The sequence below is a fragment of the Akkermansia biwaensis genome (assembly GCF_026072915.1).
In the GTDB taxonomy this organism is placed as follows: Bacteria; Verrucomicrobiota; Verrucomicrobiia; order Verrucomicrobiales; family Akkermansiaceae; genus Akkermansia; species Akkermansia biwaensis.
This window is the reverse complement of record NZ_AP025943.1, coordinates 1,885,456-1,901,158: the sequence shown is the minus strand read 5'-3', so window position 1 is coordinate 1,901,158 and position 15,703 is coordinate 1,885,456. Positions and strand designations below refer to the sequence as shown.

The following is a 15,703-nucleotide window of genomic DNA, read 5'->3' as shown; positions in this document are numbered from 1 at the left end:
CATGATCGCTCCCGTAACCTGTCCCATACGTTCATCCTCCCTGCCCCCAGCTATCGCATTGGTGAAGAAGTTTCCTTCGGAAGCTTCTCCTACTTCTGCCATACGCCCGGACTACCTGTCTCCCTCCTCGGCCAAATCGTACCTGTCGTGTTCCCTTCGTTTCTTCTTCGAGAAAGTGGCACAAATACGGAAGCCGACGACGGTCGCTCTACATGTCGGCAAGGCCATCCACGCCACACTCCAGTCCTTCAACATCGCCCGGTGGCGGGGAGAGGACAGCAGTGAGACGGCCATGGAAGAAGCCTTCTCCGCCCACTTTCTGGAGCTGGAGAAGGCGGAAGGCCCTGTGGACTACGCCGACGAAGAAACGAGACAAAAAGTCCGTTCCTGCGCTTGGAACACGGTCAAGGCCTACATGGCCTCCAACGAGGTTGTTTCACAGATGCCCCTGGGAGTGGAAGTAGGACTGTCGGCTATCATCCCCGGCCTGCCGGTTCCCGTGCGAGGCGTCATCGACCTCGTCCAGCACGACCTGACGGCAGTAGATTACAAATCCGCTGCCGCCAAACCGGACGCCGGGCATGCCGCCTTCGATCACGAACTTCAGCTGGTCACCTACCAGATGATGATCGAAGAAGCCACGGGAGACACGCCTCCGTCACTGGATCTGATCTACCTGGTCAAGACAAAGACTCCCCAGGTGATCCGCGTCAAGACCCCACCAGCCAACGAACAGCGCAAGCAGCGCATCACCGACCTGTACAGGATTGCCTACGAAGGCATCACTACCGAACGTTTCCATCCACAGCCCGGGATGCAATGCTCGTGGTGTCAGTACATGAAGGAATGCTCCGGATGGTACAGGCAGTAAAGGAATGAGATCCATTCAGAAGCCAACCATACGGTAGGCTTCTTTTTAGCCTTCTCGAATGGAGGCAGTACTTGGGAACAGTTTCTTTCTCATTGAGAATTTCTTACTTTGATATGGCCTTTTGATACGCCTCTTCAATAATATCCGCACACTTTGCGACGTCTTTTTTTATATCGCTCTCCCAAATTCTTATCACGTTCCACCCCTCATTTTCCAAATGAACGGTCTGCTCCTTATCTCGTTGGATATTACCGAGAATTTTATCCCGCCAAAACTGCGTATATTTATCCAGTTCTTCCTCTAACGACGATAAGCCTCGGATTGCCCAGTTATGTCCGTGCCAGAAGTCACCGTCACAAAAAACCACAATTTTCGCCCTCGTAAAAACCACATCCGGTTTGCCTTTGAGAGATTTTACGTTTACTCGATAACGCAAACCGCGTGCCCAAAGAGCGTGGCGAAGCGCGAGTTCTGGTCTCGTATTTTTGGACTTCACCGCAGACATAATCTTATGGGTCATTTCTAAAGTCCTAGACATATGCATCTCCTAAGCCACAAAGTCAATCGTTACAGAATACCGCCGCTACTCCAACGGCTCCGAGCGCGGTTTTAATATGTTTCTTATCTGCCACAGTGAGACTGTTATTCGTGGCAACAAGATGAAGGCATATTTCAGGCGTTTTCCCATCTACTGATAGTCCTGCTTCTCTCGCTATTAGTTCTAGAGCTTTCCTCAGCGCAGTTTCCCATTTTAGAACGGTTCCACCACTGATGACAAAAATACGACCGTCATCAGAGCGAGAAACCGATACCCGTGAGTCTTTTCCTGTGCATTGTTGAATAACAAACGATGGTACTCCGTATATTCGCTGAATGGTGTCAGTCGGAGACACCCCATTGAGAGCGCATTTCGTAAACCGTTTCATGTAGGCATTGAGAATTCCATCTTTGATGTATGTGCGAACTTTTTCCTTTGGGTAGTATTCCCGCAACACGCCACCAACAGCGGAATCCTCAACAAGAGAGTCCAAAAATAGAGAACTCTCAGGACGGCTTAAAGTCCTGTAGTTCATCTCATCTGCTCTAGCGTATATGAGTGTCTCGATTTGGTTTCTCTTCTTGTTTGGCAGTTTTTGTGTCATATCAAAATCCCTCTGGAAATTTCAGATTAGTCTCGTCGTCAGAGCCACCCAAATCCGCTATATCTTCAAGCCACATGTTTACGAAACTCTCCATTCTCGCGTCAGAGAAAGATACAAATCCTTCCTGAAGGTAAATGACCTCATTTTCGGCTCCTTTGACTTTTCCCTCTCTGTTCATTTCAATGATATCGGCCATACGACGAATATCCGATACAAAGTCCAATACGATGACTTTCTCTTTGCCGTCCGACAAGCGTAACCCTCGCCCAAGCTGCTGAACGAATATCCGACGTGAGTGCGTAGCCCGCAAGAATAAGAGGATATTGACGTCGGGTATGTCGATCCCCTCGTTCATGACATCTACCGCGCTAACCGCTTGATAAGTTCCCGCTGCGAACGCCAAAAGCCTCCGCCTCCGTTCCGCTTTATCAATCCTCGACAGAGCGGCACAGGGAATTCCCGCCGCTGAAAGCATATCAGCGAAACGATTACTATGTTCAATGGAAGGCGAGAATATAGCTATCTTTGGATTAGGAATATCCTTGACAACTTTCCTAATCTCCGAAATGACGGCCTCGTCACGTTGAGGCAGAAATAGACGTTTATTCAGATCGCGGATTGAGAGATTCTGTTTACTTATCCGCTCCATATTATCCCAGTCTACGTTGTCGCACAAAATTCGGTAATCCACTTTGGAGAGATAACCCATCGCCATACCATCAACAAGCGATACCTTTTCCAAAGCCTCTCCGAAAACAGTTGTAAGGCTTTGCCCGTCACCGCGCCAAGGAGTAGCTGTCATGCCGATCAAGAACTTTGGTTTTAGATGTTCCAGGCAAGTTCTGAAACCGTGCGCGAGTGCGTGATGCGCTTCGTCAACTATCACGACATCAAACTGGTCTGGCTCAATTCCCGGAAGATAACCATACAGGCTTTGATAAAGCCCAAAGGAGATACCTTCCGTGTCGCGTGGCGGCAAACCATCGAAGAATACCGAAGTTGGCACCTCCTTTTTTATTTGTGACCAAAAGCCCTGTTCCAACTGAAGAGCCAAGTCAGTGGCATGGCACAGTACGAGAATGCGCCGACATCCCTTTTCCCAAAGTTCACGGGCAATAGTCGCGGCGATAACCGTTTTGCCAAGTCCCGTGGCGACAATGTAAAACGCTCGCTTGTCTCCTCTTTCAAATGCCGCAAGTACCTTTTGGACAATCTTGTCTTGGTACCGCCTCAATCCTCGCCGACTAGCATGGTCGACGGGCATCTGGTTTATAAGGGCTTGGATAAACGCGCCATTCCAAAGTTTTAGGGTGTATCCGTTCTTCTCAAGCTGCTTCTGACGTTGACGAGCGGTTTTGGTAAACTCCCCGTTAGTGGCAACAGCGGCAATGTTAGCGTCATAGAATGACAAAGCGTCAATAGCCTCTTTCAAAGCTTGAGGTCCTATATAGCGGTCGCCAGAAACAGCCTTAGCCTGAACAACCCAAGACCTAATCTGGTGACCTTCTGGTCGTGTGGCGAGGATGTCACACCCTTTGTCGCCTGCTCCACCGATAACAGTGGTGTCATTCCAACCCAAATGTTCCATTAATCGGGCAATTACCCGTTCAAGGCCTTTCCAGTTATACCCGTTAGATATGTCATCCGTGTAAAAATTCATGCGTTCAGCTCCTTAAGCAAGAAGTCCACGCTCAACGACGCGCGTGCGAGTTCGTTCTTTTGAACACGCTGGCTATAGCCGGAAATTACCCTAAGAGCGTCCTTGATAAATGATAGGGCACGGTCTTTGGACTCATCTCGAGCACGGAGGGTCGCTTTTTCATCTTGCAAATTGATTGTTATATAGGGAGTTTGAAGCACTTTTCCATCAAACACATCCTCTGGGAATCGTTCAATCAGTCTATACAACGTCTTAGGCGGTACATAATCAATAGCATCATATCCTTCTTCTATTCCAGACTGGAAAGCTGTGAGCAAGGCAGTGTTTGACTGAATTAGGTTCGTAACAGTTTCCTCGACCTCTCCCGCCGATTCATGGACACAATTAACCACGTCAGCAGCGCGGTCTCTGAGAGCAACCGCTAGCTTTTCTCTCAGAAGGTCAAACGCGCTACTTGCTCTATCTTGAAGCGATTGACGATCTATTTTGGCTTCTTGCATCGTCGTTTCCACTAGTTCGGCGTATACCGATACCAAATCAGGCAGACTATCACGAGCTTTCAGTTTCTCCGACAGATATTGCAATAGGAGCATCTTCGCGGTTATTGGGTACTGAGCGAGCAACGGATGCGACGGGTCATAGACAAAGTCACAGTCTATGCCGTCAGACTGAAAGAAGCATGGCTTTTTCTCACCGCGATAAAATATTGAGCCACGGCTTAACTCATACACCCTCACATTTAACGAGCCGGTGTTACCAAACTTATAGTTACGCCCACTCAACTGGCTTACGGAAATAGCCCTTTGAATTAACTCATCCAACTTAGACGTTTCCGGCGAGGGAACGGGTTGGGGAGTAGTCACCGGCAGCGAGCTCGGTTGCGAGTCGTCTGTTGGGTTACCACGAACGATTACCTGTGGCGGCGATATTACCGTCCCACTAATGTATGCGCTAATATCGTCAGACGGAGTTTCTCCCGTATTGACTGAGGTAGTCGCCCTCGCACCCCCGGTGCTCTGCTTTTGGTCTTCCTCTTGAGCGGCTTTCCACCACAAAATGTCGTCTAGGTAGTCGCGTATCCCTTTTCTAAACTCGGCGGCATATCTTTTCGCCACATCGTTAGGAGCAAAGAGACACTTTGTGCCTTTGTCAACCCTACGGAAGGCGTTGACTAAAACACAGAGAGGAGAGGGATTCTGTTCGGAAAATCCCAAAGCCTTTCTTGATTTAGGTAAGAAAGGACCCACACCACAAATCGCCTCTACTGTCTGAGCCCAAGAGTTATCAGAACGGTCAAAGTCGTTTTTTTGGTATGTCGGCAACAGGTAGTCAACGTGCAACTCGCCAACAATACGACCACCTACCGAAGTACCCAATTCCAAGGGATACTGAAGTTCTTTTTGACCGGTGATGGGGTTTTCGTATTGGAACAGTGACTTATCGGATATGAGAATTTTTCGCCCATTCCGTATGAAATCGATGCCGAAATCGTTTGGGTCGGCGTACCGTTGAATTCCAAGCCAGCCAGTTAACCTCTTACCTCGCTCTATGATATGGGCCGGTAAGTCACGTCCCTCTTGCTGGTCAACATAGTATTGTTCCGCTTCATCGGCAGTCAAATAGCAGTTCCGGCTCAAGTCGAAGAGAGCGTCGCCAAGATTTCGATCTATCATCATGCGGGCTGATACATTCTGGTCGCTGTAGCGCACATAGCGAGACTCAGACCAAACGCAATGGTTTCGCGGGCGCAACTGTCTGCCTTTGACGTATATAGCGATTTCCTGATTATTTAGAAGTGATGCATAAATCGCCTCTAGTCGTTGTCGAATTTCATTCTCTTTATTCGGCAACTCAGTAAGTATGCCATGACGAAGTCGCGAGATGGTTATCTTTGTACCATGTTCAGCGGGGTTACTTTTCGCCATGTGGATGATAGGAGCATCAAAACGCCTGGTATCGATTAACTTTTGGAAGTCAATCTTGATACCGACCCAATCGGAGTCCCCTCTCCTTGTAGTCATAATGGTTGTGACTTCACCCAAGCGCGCGGTCGAGATGTTGAATCCCATACCGAAAAGCCCCAAATTACCAACGGGATCGTTGCTTGAATATCCCGCGCGAACAGCATTTTGTAGCTGTTCTATCGACATACCGCAAGCGTTGTCTGTGACCTCGATAGCGCGGTCATCCGTAGCGACTGAGTCGGAAGCCCACGTCACGACAATCTTCCGCTCGTCTTCTTCCGGTATTGCGGTTTTATCAGAAAGGAACGCATCGATAGAGTTGTCAATCAGTTCAGCGACACATTGCCACGTCTGAAACGGTATTTCACCCAATGTCCGCAAGATTCTCGGAGTCGGTGTTATATCGAGTGTGTTCATATTACACATTTCTTTCTTCTTTCACAGTTTTCAGATAATTCACTATGGTCTTTGCCACTATATACGCAAGCATTGGTGGTACCGCATTCCCTATTTGAGAGATGCTTGTTGTCTTGGCATGAATAAACTTAAAATTATCGGGGAACGTTTGAATCCTCGCACACTCACGAACGGTCAGCCTTCGGTCCAACGAGTAGTGGAACTGAACTCTCGACTTTGGATTTGCCCGAATTGTATAGGCAGGCAAATCTTTTTTGTTGCTCTCGTCGCCTTGCCCATTGCCCTTTTTCGCGCGGGAAGCACCGAAATATTGGCTCTGGTTTGGTACACTTTCATCTGTTACGTTGACCAAATCACCTATAGCCCACTCAATGCTCCTGTGCTTCCCTTCAAATCTAGGCTTTGGAATTTCAGGAAATCCATTTACTTCGTGAATGTCATTCCTTACACAGATAAAGAATAATCTCGCCCTACGCTGTGGAACTCCATAGTCAGGAGCGAACATCTTCCAAACCTCGACTTTATACCCAGCGTTAGTGAGATCGGTCTTAATGGTCTTCAATACCTCTCCATTTTCCATACGCTCAAGGTTAATGACGTTTTCACCCACAACAACCATGGGCTTATGCTTATTCATATATGTAATAAGCGTCTGATACAGTCTCCCTCGCTCAGACTGTAGACCTCCCAAAGGGCCACAAGAAGAAAACTCCTGACAAGGAAAACCACCAATAAGTACCTCCGCTTTCGGAACAGAATTCACATCAACCGTGGAAAGATCTTTGACGAAAGCATGTCCTTCTCCGAAATAACCGTTATAAGTCTCGACACAAAGCGGCTCATAATCGTATGCCGCTCGGATTACGAATGGTAATCGCTTGTAGTCTTCATCATGGTATCTGAAGTCACCGCGAAAGCCCAAATCGAGACCACCACATCCGCAAAAGTACGAAACCACGGAATATGCCAGCTCCTGTTTATTCTCAGACATTACTGATGACTCCTGGTCCTATTTTGATTTGCTTCCTTGTTGTAAAGGACACGAAACGCAATCTGTTGCATTACCTTATAGGAGGTTAAAATTTCATCAACCACGTTCATAACAAATAGCCTTTTCCAATAGCTTCAGTTCATTTTTTTTCTTGTTTGTTGTTTCAGCACATGCACGGATAATACTGGTGTCCATATTTGAGATGATATTCCAATCTGTCTTTAGATAATTTTCTAAATAGAAGCGCATAGCTTTTACTGATTGGATACGGAGGTTTGGAAAAGAAATAATCAGATCGCACAACGCTTTTTCCGTTGAAGCTGATGTATAACAATATCCCTCATTAGTCGTTTGCTTGATTAGGCCAATGGGGAAATAGGCATCAGACACATGAAGGTATTCGTAGCGTCCAGTAGCATTCTCAAATACCTTGTTTCTCTTCATACATGCGGACTTGGTGGTATGTACCCGTTCAGGAATGACTCCTTTCGCCGACAAGACAGTTTCATATGAAACATAAGAGGGGTGAAGTAGATGGTTGGCGATCAACTCCCGAGAGGGAGAACCTTCTTCAGGAAGGCATATATACAAATCTCTACGTAGATTAAGAAGCTGTCCCTTTTTTTGTAGTCTTGCAATCCTGGCCATAGGAGCCTTGTAGTCCTCGAGAACTGACTTGAGGATATGTGTATGAATGGGAACAGTTCCAAATTGTTTGATAAGCGGAGCAGACATGCGTAATGCGTATGATAGATTTAGCGAAAATTGATCAGTAAATCAACATGAAATAAAATAAAGGATCAATTTCTGCTGAACCGATCACTTTGAAAAATCTCTATCCCTCCACGTCATATATTCATGAGGAAGCAGCTTCTCTGCCTCCTGCCTGTGCCCGCCTCCCGGCCTTGTTCCGGGAGGCGGGCTTGTTGTTGCAACAAACCAACCATCAATGAACATGAATACTCACACATCCACACGCGAACTCTATCGCAACCGAGATAACAGCCCGCTGGATAGAAACCAGGTCCGGCGTGTCGCACCCTCCGTCTTCGCCGACCGCGAAGATGACAGCCGTTCGAAGAAATACCGCTTCGTTTCCTCCGACTCCCTGCTCGACCAGATGGAAGAAGCCGGGTTCCTCGTCGTCGGAGCTCAGGAACAATGTACCCGGAAACCGGACGGTACTCCTACCCGTAAGCACCTGATTCGCTTCGCTCACCGGGATGTGCTGGAACACAACCGTGACCAGCGCATCGAAGTGGTCATGATCAACAGCCACAACGGCAGCTGCTCCTACCAGCTCATGGCCGGGATCTTCCGGCTGGTGTGTACCAACGGTCTGATTGTCGGGGCGCGCATTGCCGCCATCAACATCCGTCACATGGGCCATACCGGAGAAGAGGTGATTGCCGCAAGTCTCCGGCTAGCCGAAGAAACGCCCCGGATCATGGACGACATTCGTCTCATGCAGGGAGTTGAACTCCCTTATAAGCGACAAGTGGACTTCGTTCATGAAGCGGCCCGGCTGCGCCTGGGAAACGACTATGAAGACAGGATACGTCCCGAAGCTCTTCTGTCGCCCCGGCGCTGGAACGACATTGGATTTACGGCGGGAGGTCAGGCTACTGTCTGGCAGTGCTTCAACCGGGTTCAGGAAAACCTGATCCGGGGAGGAGTTCCCTTGAAGCCACAGAAGGACGTCGTCTACCGCCGTCGTTCCCTGCGGGCGCTCAACGGTATTGATGGCAACACACGCTTGAACCGGGAACTCTGGGATCTGGCCGAAAGCTACACCCTGAACAATTGACCTGAGAGGACTATGAGAAGAAAACATCATCCGAGGGTGAAGCCTATGGGGCGGACTCCATCCCTGACGGGTCTGGAACTGTCCATTCTTCTGTACCTTCACGGCGACTTTGAACGCAGTGACGAGGAGATCATGGCGGAATGCCATGGCATCGAGCAGGAGAGCGTCAGGCATGCCGTCCGTGGTCTGGCAGGGCGAGAATTCATCATCCGTACGAAGGAAGAGGAATTCCTGCTCCGTCCCGACTGCTGGCTGATTACCTATGCCGGACGGCAGGCGCTCAGGCAATGGGTGTCCTCTGCCGCTCCGGCTCGTCGATCATCCCGGACAAGGGTTACCGCATGAGGTACGGTCATGAACATGAAAGACCTCCTCATCGCCCTGGTAGTGCTCGTACTGCTGTGTCTGTTGGGGCCTGTCGTAGTCGGAATCCTGTCGGCTCTGGTAGCCGTAGCTCCGTACCTGCTCGCCGTGCTGTTGATCCTGGGCACCATCGCCTTCTTCCGCAAGTAACTCCGACAGGAAAGGAAGAGAACGAGACATGAAGACGATGCCCATCATCGCGCAACTGCGTTCCACGAGCGGATACGATACGGACGCTCCGTACGTGTATCTGGAATTGGATGCGGAGCTACTGGCCCGGATCGAGAAGGCGGTGTCGCTTTACAGCAGTCATCAGAACGATCCTTCGCTGGGGTTGAGCAAGCTGACGATTCACGGGCCGTCCATGACGGCTCTGGCGAATCTCCCGGAACTGACGGAAGAACAGCAGAAGTCTCTGAACGAGGACGAAAGCATCCTGCTGGATTCGCCGATTCCGAAGACGGAACTGGATACACTGGAAAGCTGCATCCGGCTCTGTGGTGAAGGCATCGACATCCTTGATGCCCGGTACCTGTATGTCATAGCCTGCAACAGGCACACACGGGACATGTATGAAGTCAATATCGGAGCCGTACTGAGACATCTGCTCAAGTCCCGCCATCATCCCGGAAAGGAGGTGTTGCCTGATGCTGACGATTGAGAAGTACAAGGGCACCCGCTTCTGGGCTGTCTTCCGCGACGGAGAGCTGTTGGCCGTAACCGTGTACAAGCGTGGAGCAGAGGAGATCGTCAGGACGCTGGAAGCCAGGGACGGATAAGGCCGACATTCAGCAGCTCTTCTTCATCATGAAGTCGAGCTGTTTTTTAGCTGTCGCAGGGAGGTTCCGGTAAAGGGAAAGTCCCTTTGGTGCCTCTCCTCGTAAACTACTTCCGTAGCGCCCCGGAAGCAATCTTACAGATCGGAAAGGCATTCGTGAAAAGGATCCGCATGGGTAAATCGTTCATGAGATTATTCCCGAATTAATCGAGGCACTTTGCTATAAAGTTTTGAAATCAACCTATCTCTATCTATGCCGTAGTGCATTTCTCGATGGCAGTTTGGACATAACGCAACTGCATTCGTTATCGTGTCGGAACCACCATCAGCAAGCTGTCTAATATGATGAACTTCTAGGTATGGGATACCATCCGTGCCATAAAAAGGGGCGACGTTTCCACATCCTTCACAAATTCCGTTAGCTACTTTCAATACCCATGCTTTTACCTTCGCGTCACGTTGGTAAGCCGAGATCTTAGTTTGTATGATTTTTGGAGTTACATTCCCTATTGGTTCATGAAGTAATGGTTTGTCCAATTCTTCACGCACAGCAGTTTCAAAATTCGCAACGGGAATAAAGGATACTCCTTCCGCTTCAGCAAGCATCTTTTCAATTTTCGCCGCATTCTTGGCTCCAATATTTTTAGCTGGCTTTAATCCTGGCAACCAGTTTCGACCCATTAATGACAGGACATAGGATATATTCTGCATCCTATACTCAAAAGATTTCTCCGTGCGTCCATATTTACGATGAAGCTCTTCATAATAATGCTTTTTTGTAAAAGGCTTATTGGAGTGGTGTTTTTGAAGCATCTCAACATAAACGTCTACTGCTGCCCTTAACTCTTCATCCGTCCAGTCGTTATTCATGATTACTATTGTTTACAATATATATCCTAGTCAATCGGCCTTGGCCATCTCCGGGGACTCCTGGATTCTAAATGATCATCACAGGGTTGAACGTTCCGAGGATTGGGCAAACAAGCTTGAGTTCAATCCCTCTCTTATGTCAAGACTGCTGCCATATACCCATCTTTGTGCTCAAAGGCAGATGCCATGCGCTCCTGTTCCTGTTTGCTGATGCCGAATGATTCTGCCGCCTGCCGCCACTGACTGACAGCCCGGGCGATCGGCTTCAACAGATCATTCGTTTCAGAGGTCTTGATCCCGCATTCGGGAGCGATGCTGAGAAGGACATCCAGAGATGCGGATGTATCTTCCCAGTCGATAGCCGTATTGAGGTAACGAGGGCGTATATCTTCAGGAGTCGGGTTTACGTCAAACAGTGGCGATAGAGACCACCCTGTTCCCCCGGTCTGAAGGAATCCGTGATTCCGAAGATGGTCATCCGTGTTGGAAATCATGATGCTGAAGGCGATCCGCTGCCATAATTGGCGCAAGTCTTGCCTGGGCGCAGCGCCGTACTGGCGTATGGCATCCACGATTTCAAGATAACTGTGTTGCTCGTTATCCCTGGCTCCCAACATGCTCATGGCCGACAGGTAGGAGATTCGTCGCTGTTCCCGGGTGCGATCAAAACGCCAGACGATCAGAACATCCTTGTCGGTTATTTTTTCCAGTTCGAAGCGCGGGACTTGGAGCCCGGCTTTGGAGGCGAGAGTCAGGGCGACGGCTTCCCATGCAACGACGTTGTATTCATCATCGTGCCGGGGAAACTTGGCAATGCAGAGGTTCCCCTTCTTATCTTTTACCGATGCCTTCGGACGAGCTCCACCGAGGGAAGAACCGGGAGCGAGGAGCAACCGCAGGTCTTCGGCATTTTCATCGTCCCGGCAGAAATGATCAGCGGCATGCAGCAGACGGGACAGGTTGACCAGAGGCGGAATTGGCGTCGCACCCGGAGGGGCGCAGAACGATTGTCCCCCATCCTGTGAAAAGCGCAGCGCTCCCTGCCTTGCCTCGTCATTCACCCTGAGCAGGTAGTCCAGTTCGGAGAGTGTACGGGGGCTTTCATTGGCTGCTCGTGCCCGAGCCAATTCAGCCCGCCGCATCAGAATGCGCCCCCACCTGTCAGGCGTGGAGTCGCCAATCGCTCCGAATACGCTTTGACCGGGAGTGGTATGAAAGGTACCGTCTGCCAGAGGAAGGAGTGGTTCCAGCGCAAATCTGTACGGATTTGCGAGCCATTCCCTGTTGTACTCGAAAGAGGCTGATTCCCGGCCCTTGCGAAAGTGCGACCACAACCTGCCTGCTTGTACTGGCTCCGGAGAGGGAGGCAGGTCAATGAAGACGTCGATGGGAATATCATTCATGGGATTTGGGACGGTGGATGCGTTTGGGCAGGCGCTCTTCTTCAAGAGCTCGGCCTACGGGATCATTGTTGGCATCGACAAGATTTTTGAGCTGATCGGTCAGCCCCAGGACGAACAGGACGGCGGCATAGTTGCCCAGGGATACGCCGGGGTCGCCCTTTTCGACACGCCCCAGTGTTGAACGAGAAATGAATGCCCGTTCAGCCATCAGTGTCGTAGGGATACGCCGCCTCTTACGGGCATCGCTGATGTCCGCCCCCAATTTCTTGAGTGCCGCTTTCACCGGGCCCGGCAATGGGGATGTGGTTTTCACGAGAGAAATATGTATCATATAGTAAGCAAAATCAAGAAGTATGTATTATATATGAGTCATTATGAGAAATATAGGGTTCATTCCAATCCAAAATAATTTTTCTCCCCTTACCGAGTAGTGCGCTGTATCATACGCGTAGCGTTATGATACAGCGCACTACTCGGGTCACTTCTATAGATAAGGCCAACTCAACCGTAGTCTCCAACTCCAGAAATCTCAACATCTTGCTTGGCCTGCTGGGAGCCGGCGCCCTCGCAACGGGAGCCGTTGCCACCGCCAAATACCTCACCCGCAAAGATCCGAAGTCCGAGATGGGCAAAATCAAGCTCAAGCTGCCCGGCTCCAGGAAAGACCCGAACACGGCCGCAGAGGTCGAACTGCCCATCGACATGCCCGGAATGAGCCCCACCCTCATCGAAGGCCTCAACCGGGGCGTACGCCTCCAGGCCCGGAAGAACGTACGAGCCAATTCGTTCAAGCGCGATCCGCAGACAGGCAAGCTTGTTCCGTACGAGGAATGGAAGGCACAGCAGGTTCAGAAGGAGCAACAACCAGACAATGTTATCGAGTTCTCGAAGGCGGCATCCTCATCGCCCGGTTTTGCGGGTTATTCCTGCATTAAAGCACGGATTGATTTCGTCTTTTGTTCCGGAAATACATGGAACCATGCTTCGCCTTCGGCAGCACGAATGCCTTCCCGGTAGTGCTTTTCCGTCATGTTGGTTCCCGAGTGTCCAAGCCACATGGATACCCGGGGTATGTCATATGTTCGAGAGGGCTACATTAGTGTAGACTTCCATCTAGAAGAAAGAGCATTTTCTTCTTATTTTACAATGCTTTTCGATAACAAGGATGTCCCCTGAATGTCCCCCAGTTCGTCAAAAAATAAGATTTTTGGCTTCTCTCTCCTAAAAACAAGTAACCCCTTCCAAGCTGTTAACTTAAAAGGGGTTATATGGTGCGCCCGAAAGGACTCGAACCTTCACAGAGTTGCCTCCACTAGAACCTGAATCTAGCGCGTCTACCAATTCCGCCACGAGCGCACATGGTTTGGTAAGAACGGGAGTTATTATGCACAGGAGGGGCTCCTTTGCAACCATTTTCGCGTGTATTCGGAAAAATATTTTTACGGACGTCTTTTTCCGTTCCTTTCCATGCCGCCCGGAAAACGATATAAGGGCTTCTCAAATCCTTCCGTATGCAGTAGGCTTCCGACGGCATTCAGAGGACACCATTTTCAGATTTGTGAATGAGAACAGGGAAAAACCGGTTTTAAACCGTTTCGAGATCATGGAACTGGCGTTCGGCATGTGCACGCTGGGCGCCCTGATGTGGCTTCTGTGGCTGAACGGGTTTGACGCGATTCACGAAGACCAGGTTTCCCTGCGCTATTTCCGGGAGATTCTTTCCCTGCTGGTCCTCGGACAGCTGGCGGGAGCGATCGGGATTCTCCGTGAAAAATGGCTCGCCAAGGCCATCCGGAACCCGCGCTGGGTGGAACTTGGCATGGGGCTTCTCATTCTCGTCATGCTGATCGGGAATTATTCGAATTCCGCCTTTTTTTCCAGGATAGAGCTTCAGAATATTTTCCGTGCGCTGTGCCTTTGCTACGGAGCGGCTCCGCTGCTGAACCTGAAGGAGTATTTTTTCCGCATTGCCCGCAGAAAGAGGGGATTCCGCATGCCGCGCATCCGCCCTGCCCTGCTTTTTCTGATTACGCTGATCGCTTTCATTACGCTGGGGGGGACCCTGCTGATGTCTCCGGGCGCCACGAAGGAGGGCATTTCCCTGTCCCCTACGGACGCCTATTTCATCAGCACCAGCGCCGTGTGCGTGACCGGCCTGGTTCCTCTGAACGTTCACGAGCATTTTACCAATTACGGCCAGACTATTCTTCTGGCCTTGTTCCAGATCGGCGCGTTCGGGATCATGACATTCACCTATTTCGTCTCCCTGATGGTGGGCCAGGGGTTGACCCTCCGTTCCAAGGTGACCATCAGCAATCTTCTGGACGAGGAGGGCATCACCCAGGTGGACCGGTTTATCAAGAATATTATTGCCGTCACATTCGGTGTGGAAGCACTGGGGGCCGTGGCTCTTTATTTTTCCTGGCGCGGCATTCCCGGGCTGGAAGGAGATACGCTGTGGTGGTATGCCGTGTTCCATTCCGTTTCCGGCTTTTGCAACGCAGGGTTCAGCCTGTTTGCCGACAATCTGGCTACGCCGAACGTGGCCTACAACATGGGCGGCCAGATCACCATCATGGTGATGGTGCTGTGCGGCAGCCTGGGCTTTGCCATGTATCTGGAGATTGTCCGCAGGGCCAGGGTGGCCCTGGGCTGGGACCGCCGGGATACGGTCAGCCGCCACTGGTCCACGTACAGCTGGCTGGTGGTGCGCATGACGACGGCGCTGGTGCTGGGCGGCGGCCTCGTCCTGTTTCTGATCAAGATGATCGACGGGAGCCTGTTTAATTCGTCCGACCCCTGGTACTGGATTCTCTGGGAAAGCCTGTTCAACGCCACGGCGCGCACCGCCGGGTTCAACATTTCCGACATGGCGCTCAACAGCGTGCCTTATGCCCTGTTTCTTTCCGCCCTTATGTTCATCGGCGGAAATCCCGGTTCCACAACGGGAGGTGTGCACACGACCGCCTTTGCCGTTTCCTGCGGAGAGGTGGCGCGCATCCTGCAAGGGAAACAGGACGTCGTGATGCACAGGCGGCGCATTGCCCGCAGCGTGGTGGAACGCGCCGTCATCACCGTTATCCTGGCCGGGGCGTGGGTGGGCATGATGACGATGGTCATGTGCTTCGCGGAGCCGGGCCTGTCCCTGGAACGCCTGTTTTTCGAGGTGGTCAGCTCCTTCGCCACGGTCGGCTTTTCCTGGAATGTCACTCCGGAACTCAGTGATTTGGGCAAGTGGATTATCGTGTTCAACATGATCGTGGGACGCGTAGGCATGGTCGCCTTCGTGCTGGCTTTCATGAAGCAGCCCTCCAAGTCGCCCATCCGCTATCCGGAAACCAGGCTTCCCCTGAGTTGACGCGCCGTCAAACATCCGTTTACCGTGTCATACACGGATGACAAACGCAGTTCCCTCTTGAAAACACCCAGTTTGCATC

The 15,703-nt window shown here is 50.7% G+C and carries 17 protein-coding genes and 1 tRNA gene; 8 read left to right on the top strand and 10 right to left on the bottom strand.

The features are described from left to right. Nucleotide 1: 1 nt before the first annotated feature. Nucleotides 2–871, top strand: a complete 870-nt coding sequence (locus OQH67_RS07770) for a RecB family exonuclease (RefSeq protein ID WP_215435245.1) — start codon at nt 2–4, stop codon at nt 869–871. Nucleotides 872–974: 103 nt separating this feature from the next. On the opposite strand, the gene OQH67_RS07765 is transcribed toward OQH67_RS07770, so the two are convergent. From OQH67_RS07765 to OQH67_RS07740, 6 genes are all read right to left on the bottom strand, one after another. Then, nucleotides 975–1,409, bottom strand: coding sequence for a very short patch repair endonuclease (locus OQH67_RS07765; protein ID WP_215435244.1), 435 nt, complete (start codon nt 1,407–1,409; stop codon nt 975–977). A gap of 22 nt (nt 1,410–1,431) precedes the next feature. Next, a complete protein-coding gene (locus tag OQH67_RS07760; protein WP_215435243.1) occupies nt 1,432–2,013 on the bottom strand; it encodes a hypothetical protein in 582 nt (193 codons plus the stop codon). 1 nt (nt 2,014) lies between these two features. Further along, the gene (locus OQH67_RS07755; protein WP_215435242.1) at nt 2,015–3,673 is read right to left on the bottom strand and encodes a DEAD/DEAH box helicase family protein; all 1,659 of its coding nucleotides are present in this window, start codon (nt 3,671–3,673) and stop codon (nt 2,015–2,017) included. Next, nucleotides 3,670–6,054, bottom strand: a complete 2,385-nt coding sequence (locus OQH67_RS07750; RefSeq protein WP_215435241.1) for an ATP-binding protein — start codon at nt 6,052–6,054, stop codon at nt 3,670–3,672. Before OQH67_RS07750 ends, OQH67_RS07755 begins: the two co-directional genes overlap by 4 nt. A gap of 1 nt (nt 6,055) precedes the next feature. Then, entirely contained in the window at nt 6,056–7,045 is a 990-nt protein-coding gene (locus OQH67_RS07745) for a DNA cytosine methyltransferase (protein WP_215435240.1), read from the bottom strand. A gap of 96 nt (nt 7,046–7,141) precedes the next feature. Then, on the bottom strand, nt 7,142–7,780 hold the full coding sequence (locus OQH67_RS07740; protein ID WP_215435239.1) for a type IV toxin-antitoxin system AbiEi family antitoxin domain-containing protein: 639 nt from the start codon (nt 7,778–7,780) through the stop codon (nt 7,142–7,144). Nucleotides 7,781–8,000: 220 nt separating this feature from the next. Here OQH67_RS07740 and OQH67_RS07735 point away from each other — a divergent pair, with 220 nt between their 5' ends. Genes OQH67_RS07735 through OQH67_RS07715 form a run of 5 tightly spaced genes read left to right on the top strand, consistent with a single transcriptional unit; the run spans nt 8,001 to nt 9,994 of the window. Next, nucleotides 8,001–8,852, top strand: a complete 852-nt coding sequence (locus OQH67_RS07735) for a DUF932 domain-containing protein (RefSeq protein WP_215435238.1) — start codon at nt 8,001–8,003, stop codon at nt 8,850–8,852. 45 nt (nt 8,853–8,897) lie between these two features. Beyond that, complete coding sequence (locus OQH67_RS07730; RefSeq protein WP_215435237.1) at nt 8,898–9,197, top strand: hypothetical protein; 300 nt, start codon at nt 8,898–8,900, stop codon at nt 9,195–9,197. 15 nt (nt 9,198–9,212) lie between these two features. Next, nucleotides 9,213–9,365 (top strand): hypothetical protein, encoded by a 153-nt coding sequence (locus tag OQH67_RS07725; RefSeq protein ID WP_215458930.1) that lies wholly within the window; start codon nt 9,213–9,215, stop codon nt 9,363–9,365. Between the two features lie 28 nt (nt 9,366–9,393). Next, nucleotides 9,394–9,876, top strand: a complete 483-nt coding sequence (locus OQH67_RS07720; protein WP_215435235.1) for a hypothetical protein — start codon at nt 9,394–9,396, stop codon at nt 9,874–9,876. Beyond that, entirely contained in the window at nt 9,863–9,994 is a 132-nt protein-coding gene (locus OQH67_RS07715; RefSeq protein WP_257226982.1) for a hypothetical protein, read from the top strand. The genes OQH67_RS07720 and OQH67_RS07715 overlap by 14 nt, the downstream gene beginning before the upstream one ends. A 191-nt stretch (nt 9,995–10,185) precedes the next feature. Here the strand turns inward: OQH67_RS07715 and OQH67_RS07710 are convergent, their stop codons facing one another. From OQH67_RS07710 to OQH67_RS07700, 3 genes are all read right to left on the bottom strand, one after another. After that, a complete protein-coding gene (locus OQH67_RS07710; RefSeq protein WP_215435234.1) occupies nt 10,186–10,863 on the bottom strand; it encodes an HNH endonuclease in 678 nt (225 codons plus the stop codon). 134 nt (nt 10,864–10,997) lie between these two features. Then, a complete protein-coding gene (locus tag OQH67_RS07705; RefSeq protein WP_215435233.1) occupies nt 10,998–12,266 on the bottom strand; it encodes a type II toxin-antitoxin system HipA family toxin in 1,269 nt (422 codons plus the stop codon). Beyond that, nucleotides 12,259–12,549, bottom strand: a complete 291-nt coding sequence (locus OQH67_RS07700; RefSeq protein ID WP_265145409.1) for a helix-turn-helix domain-containing protein — start codon at nt 12,547–12,549, stop codon at nt 12,259–12,261. Before OQH67_RS07700 ends, OQH67_RS07705 begins: the two co-directional genes overlap by 8 nt. Nucleotides 12,550–12,803: 254 nt before the next feature. Here OQH67_RS07700 and OQH67_RS07695 point away from each other — a divergent pair, with 254 nt between their 5' ends. Beyond that, the gene (locus OQH67_RS07695; RefSeq protein ID WP_215458931.1) at nt 12,804–13,283 is read left to right on the top strand and encodes a hypothetical protein; all 480 of its coding nucleotides are present in this window, start codon (nt 12,804–12,806) and stop codon (nt 13,281–13,283) included. A gap of 252 nt (nt 13,284–13,535) precedes the next feature. On the opposite strand, the gene OQH67_RS07690 is transcribed toward OQH67_RS07695, so the two are convergent. After that, a tRNA-Leu gene (locus OQH67_RS07690) sits at nt 13,536–13,622 on the bottom strand. 202 nt (nt 13,623–13,824) lie between these two features. Between OQH67_RS07690 and OQH67_RS07685 the strand changes: the two genes are divergently transcribed. Then, nucleotides 13,825–15,624 (top strand): TrkH family potassium uptake protein, encoded by a 1,800-nt coding sequence (locus OQH67_RS07685; RefSeq protein WP_215435230.1) that lies wholly within the window; start codon nt 13,825–13,827, stop codon nt 15,622–15,624. Nucleotides 15,625–15,703: the final 79 nt, after the last annotated feature.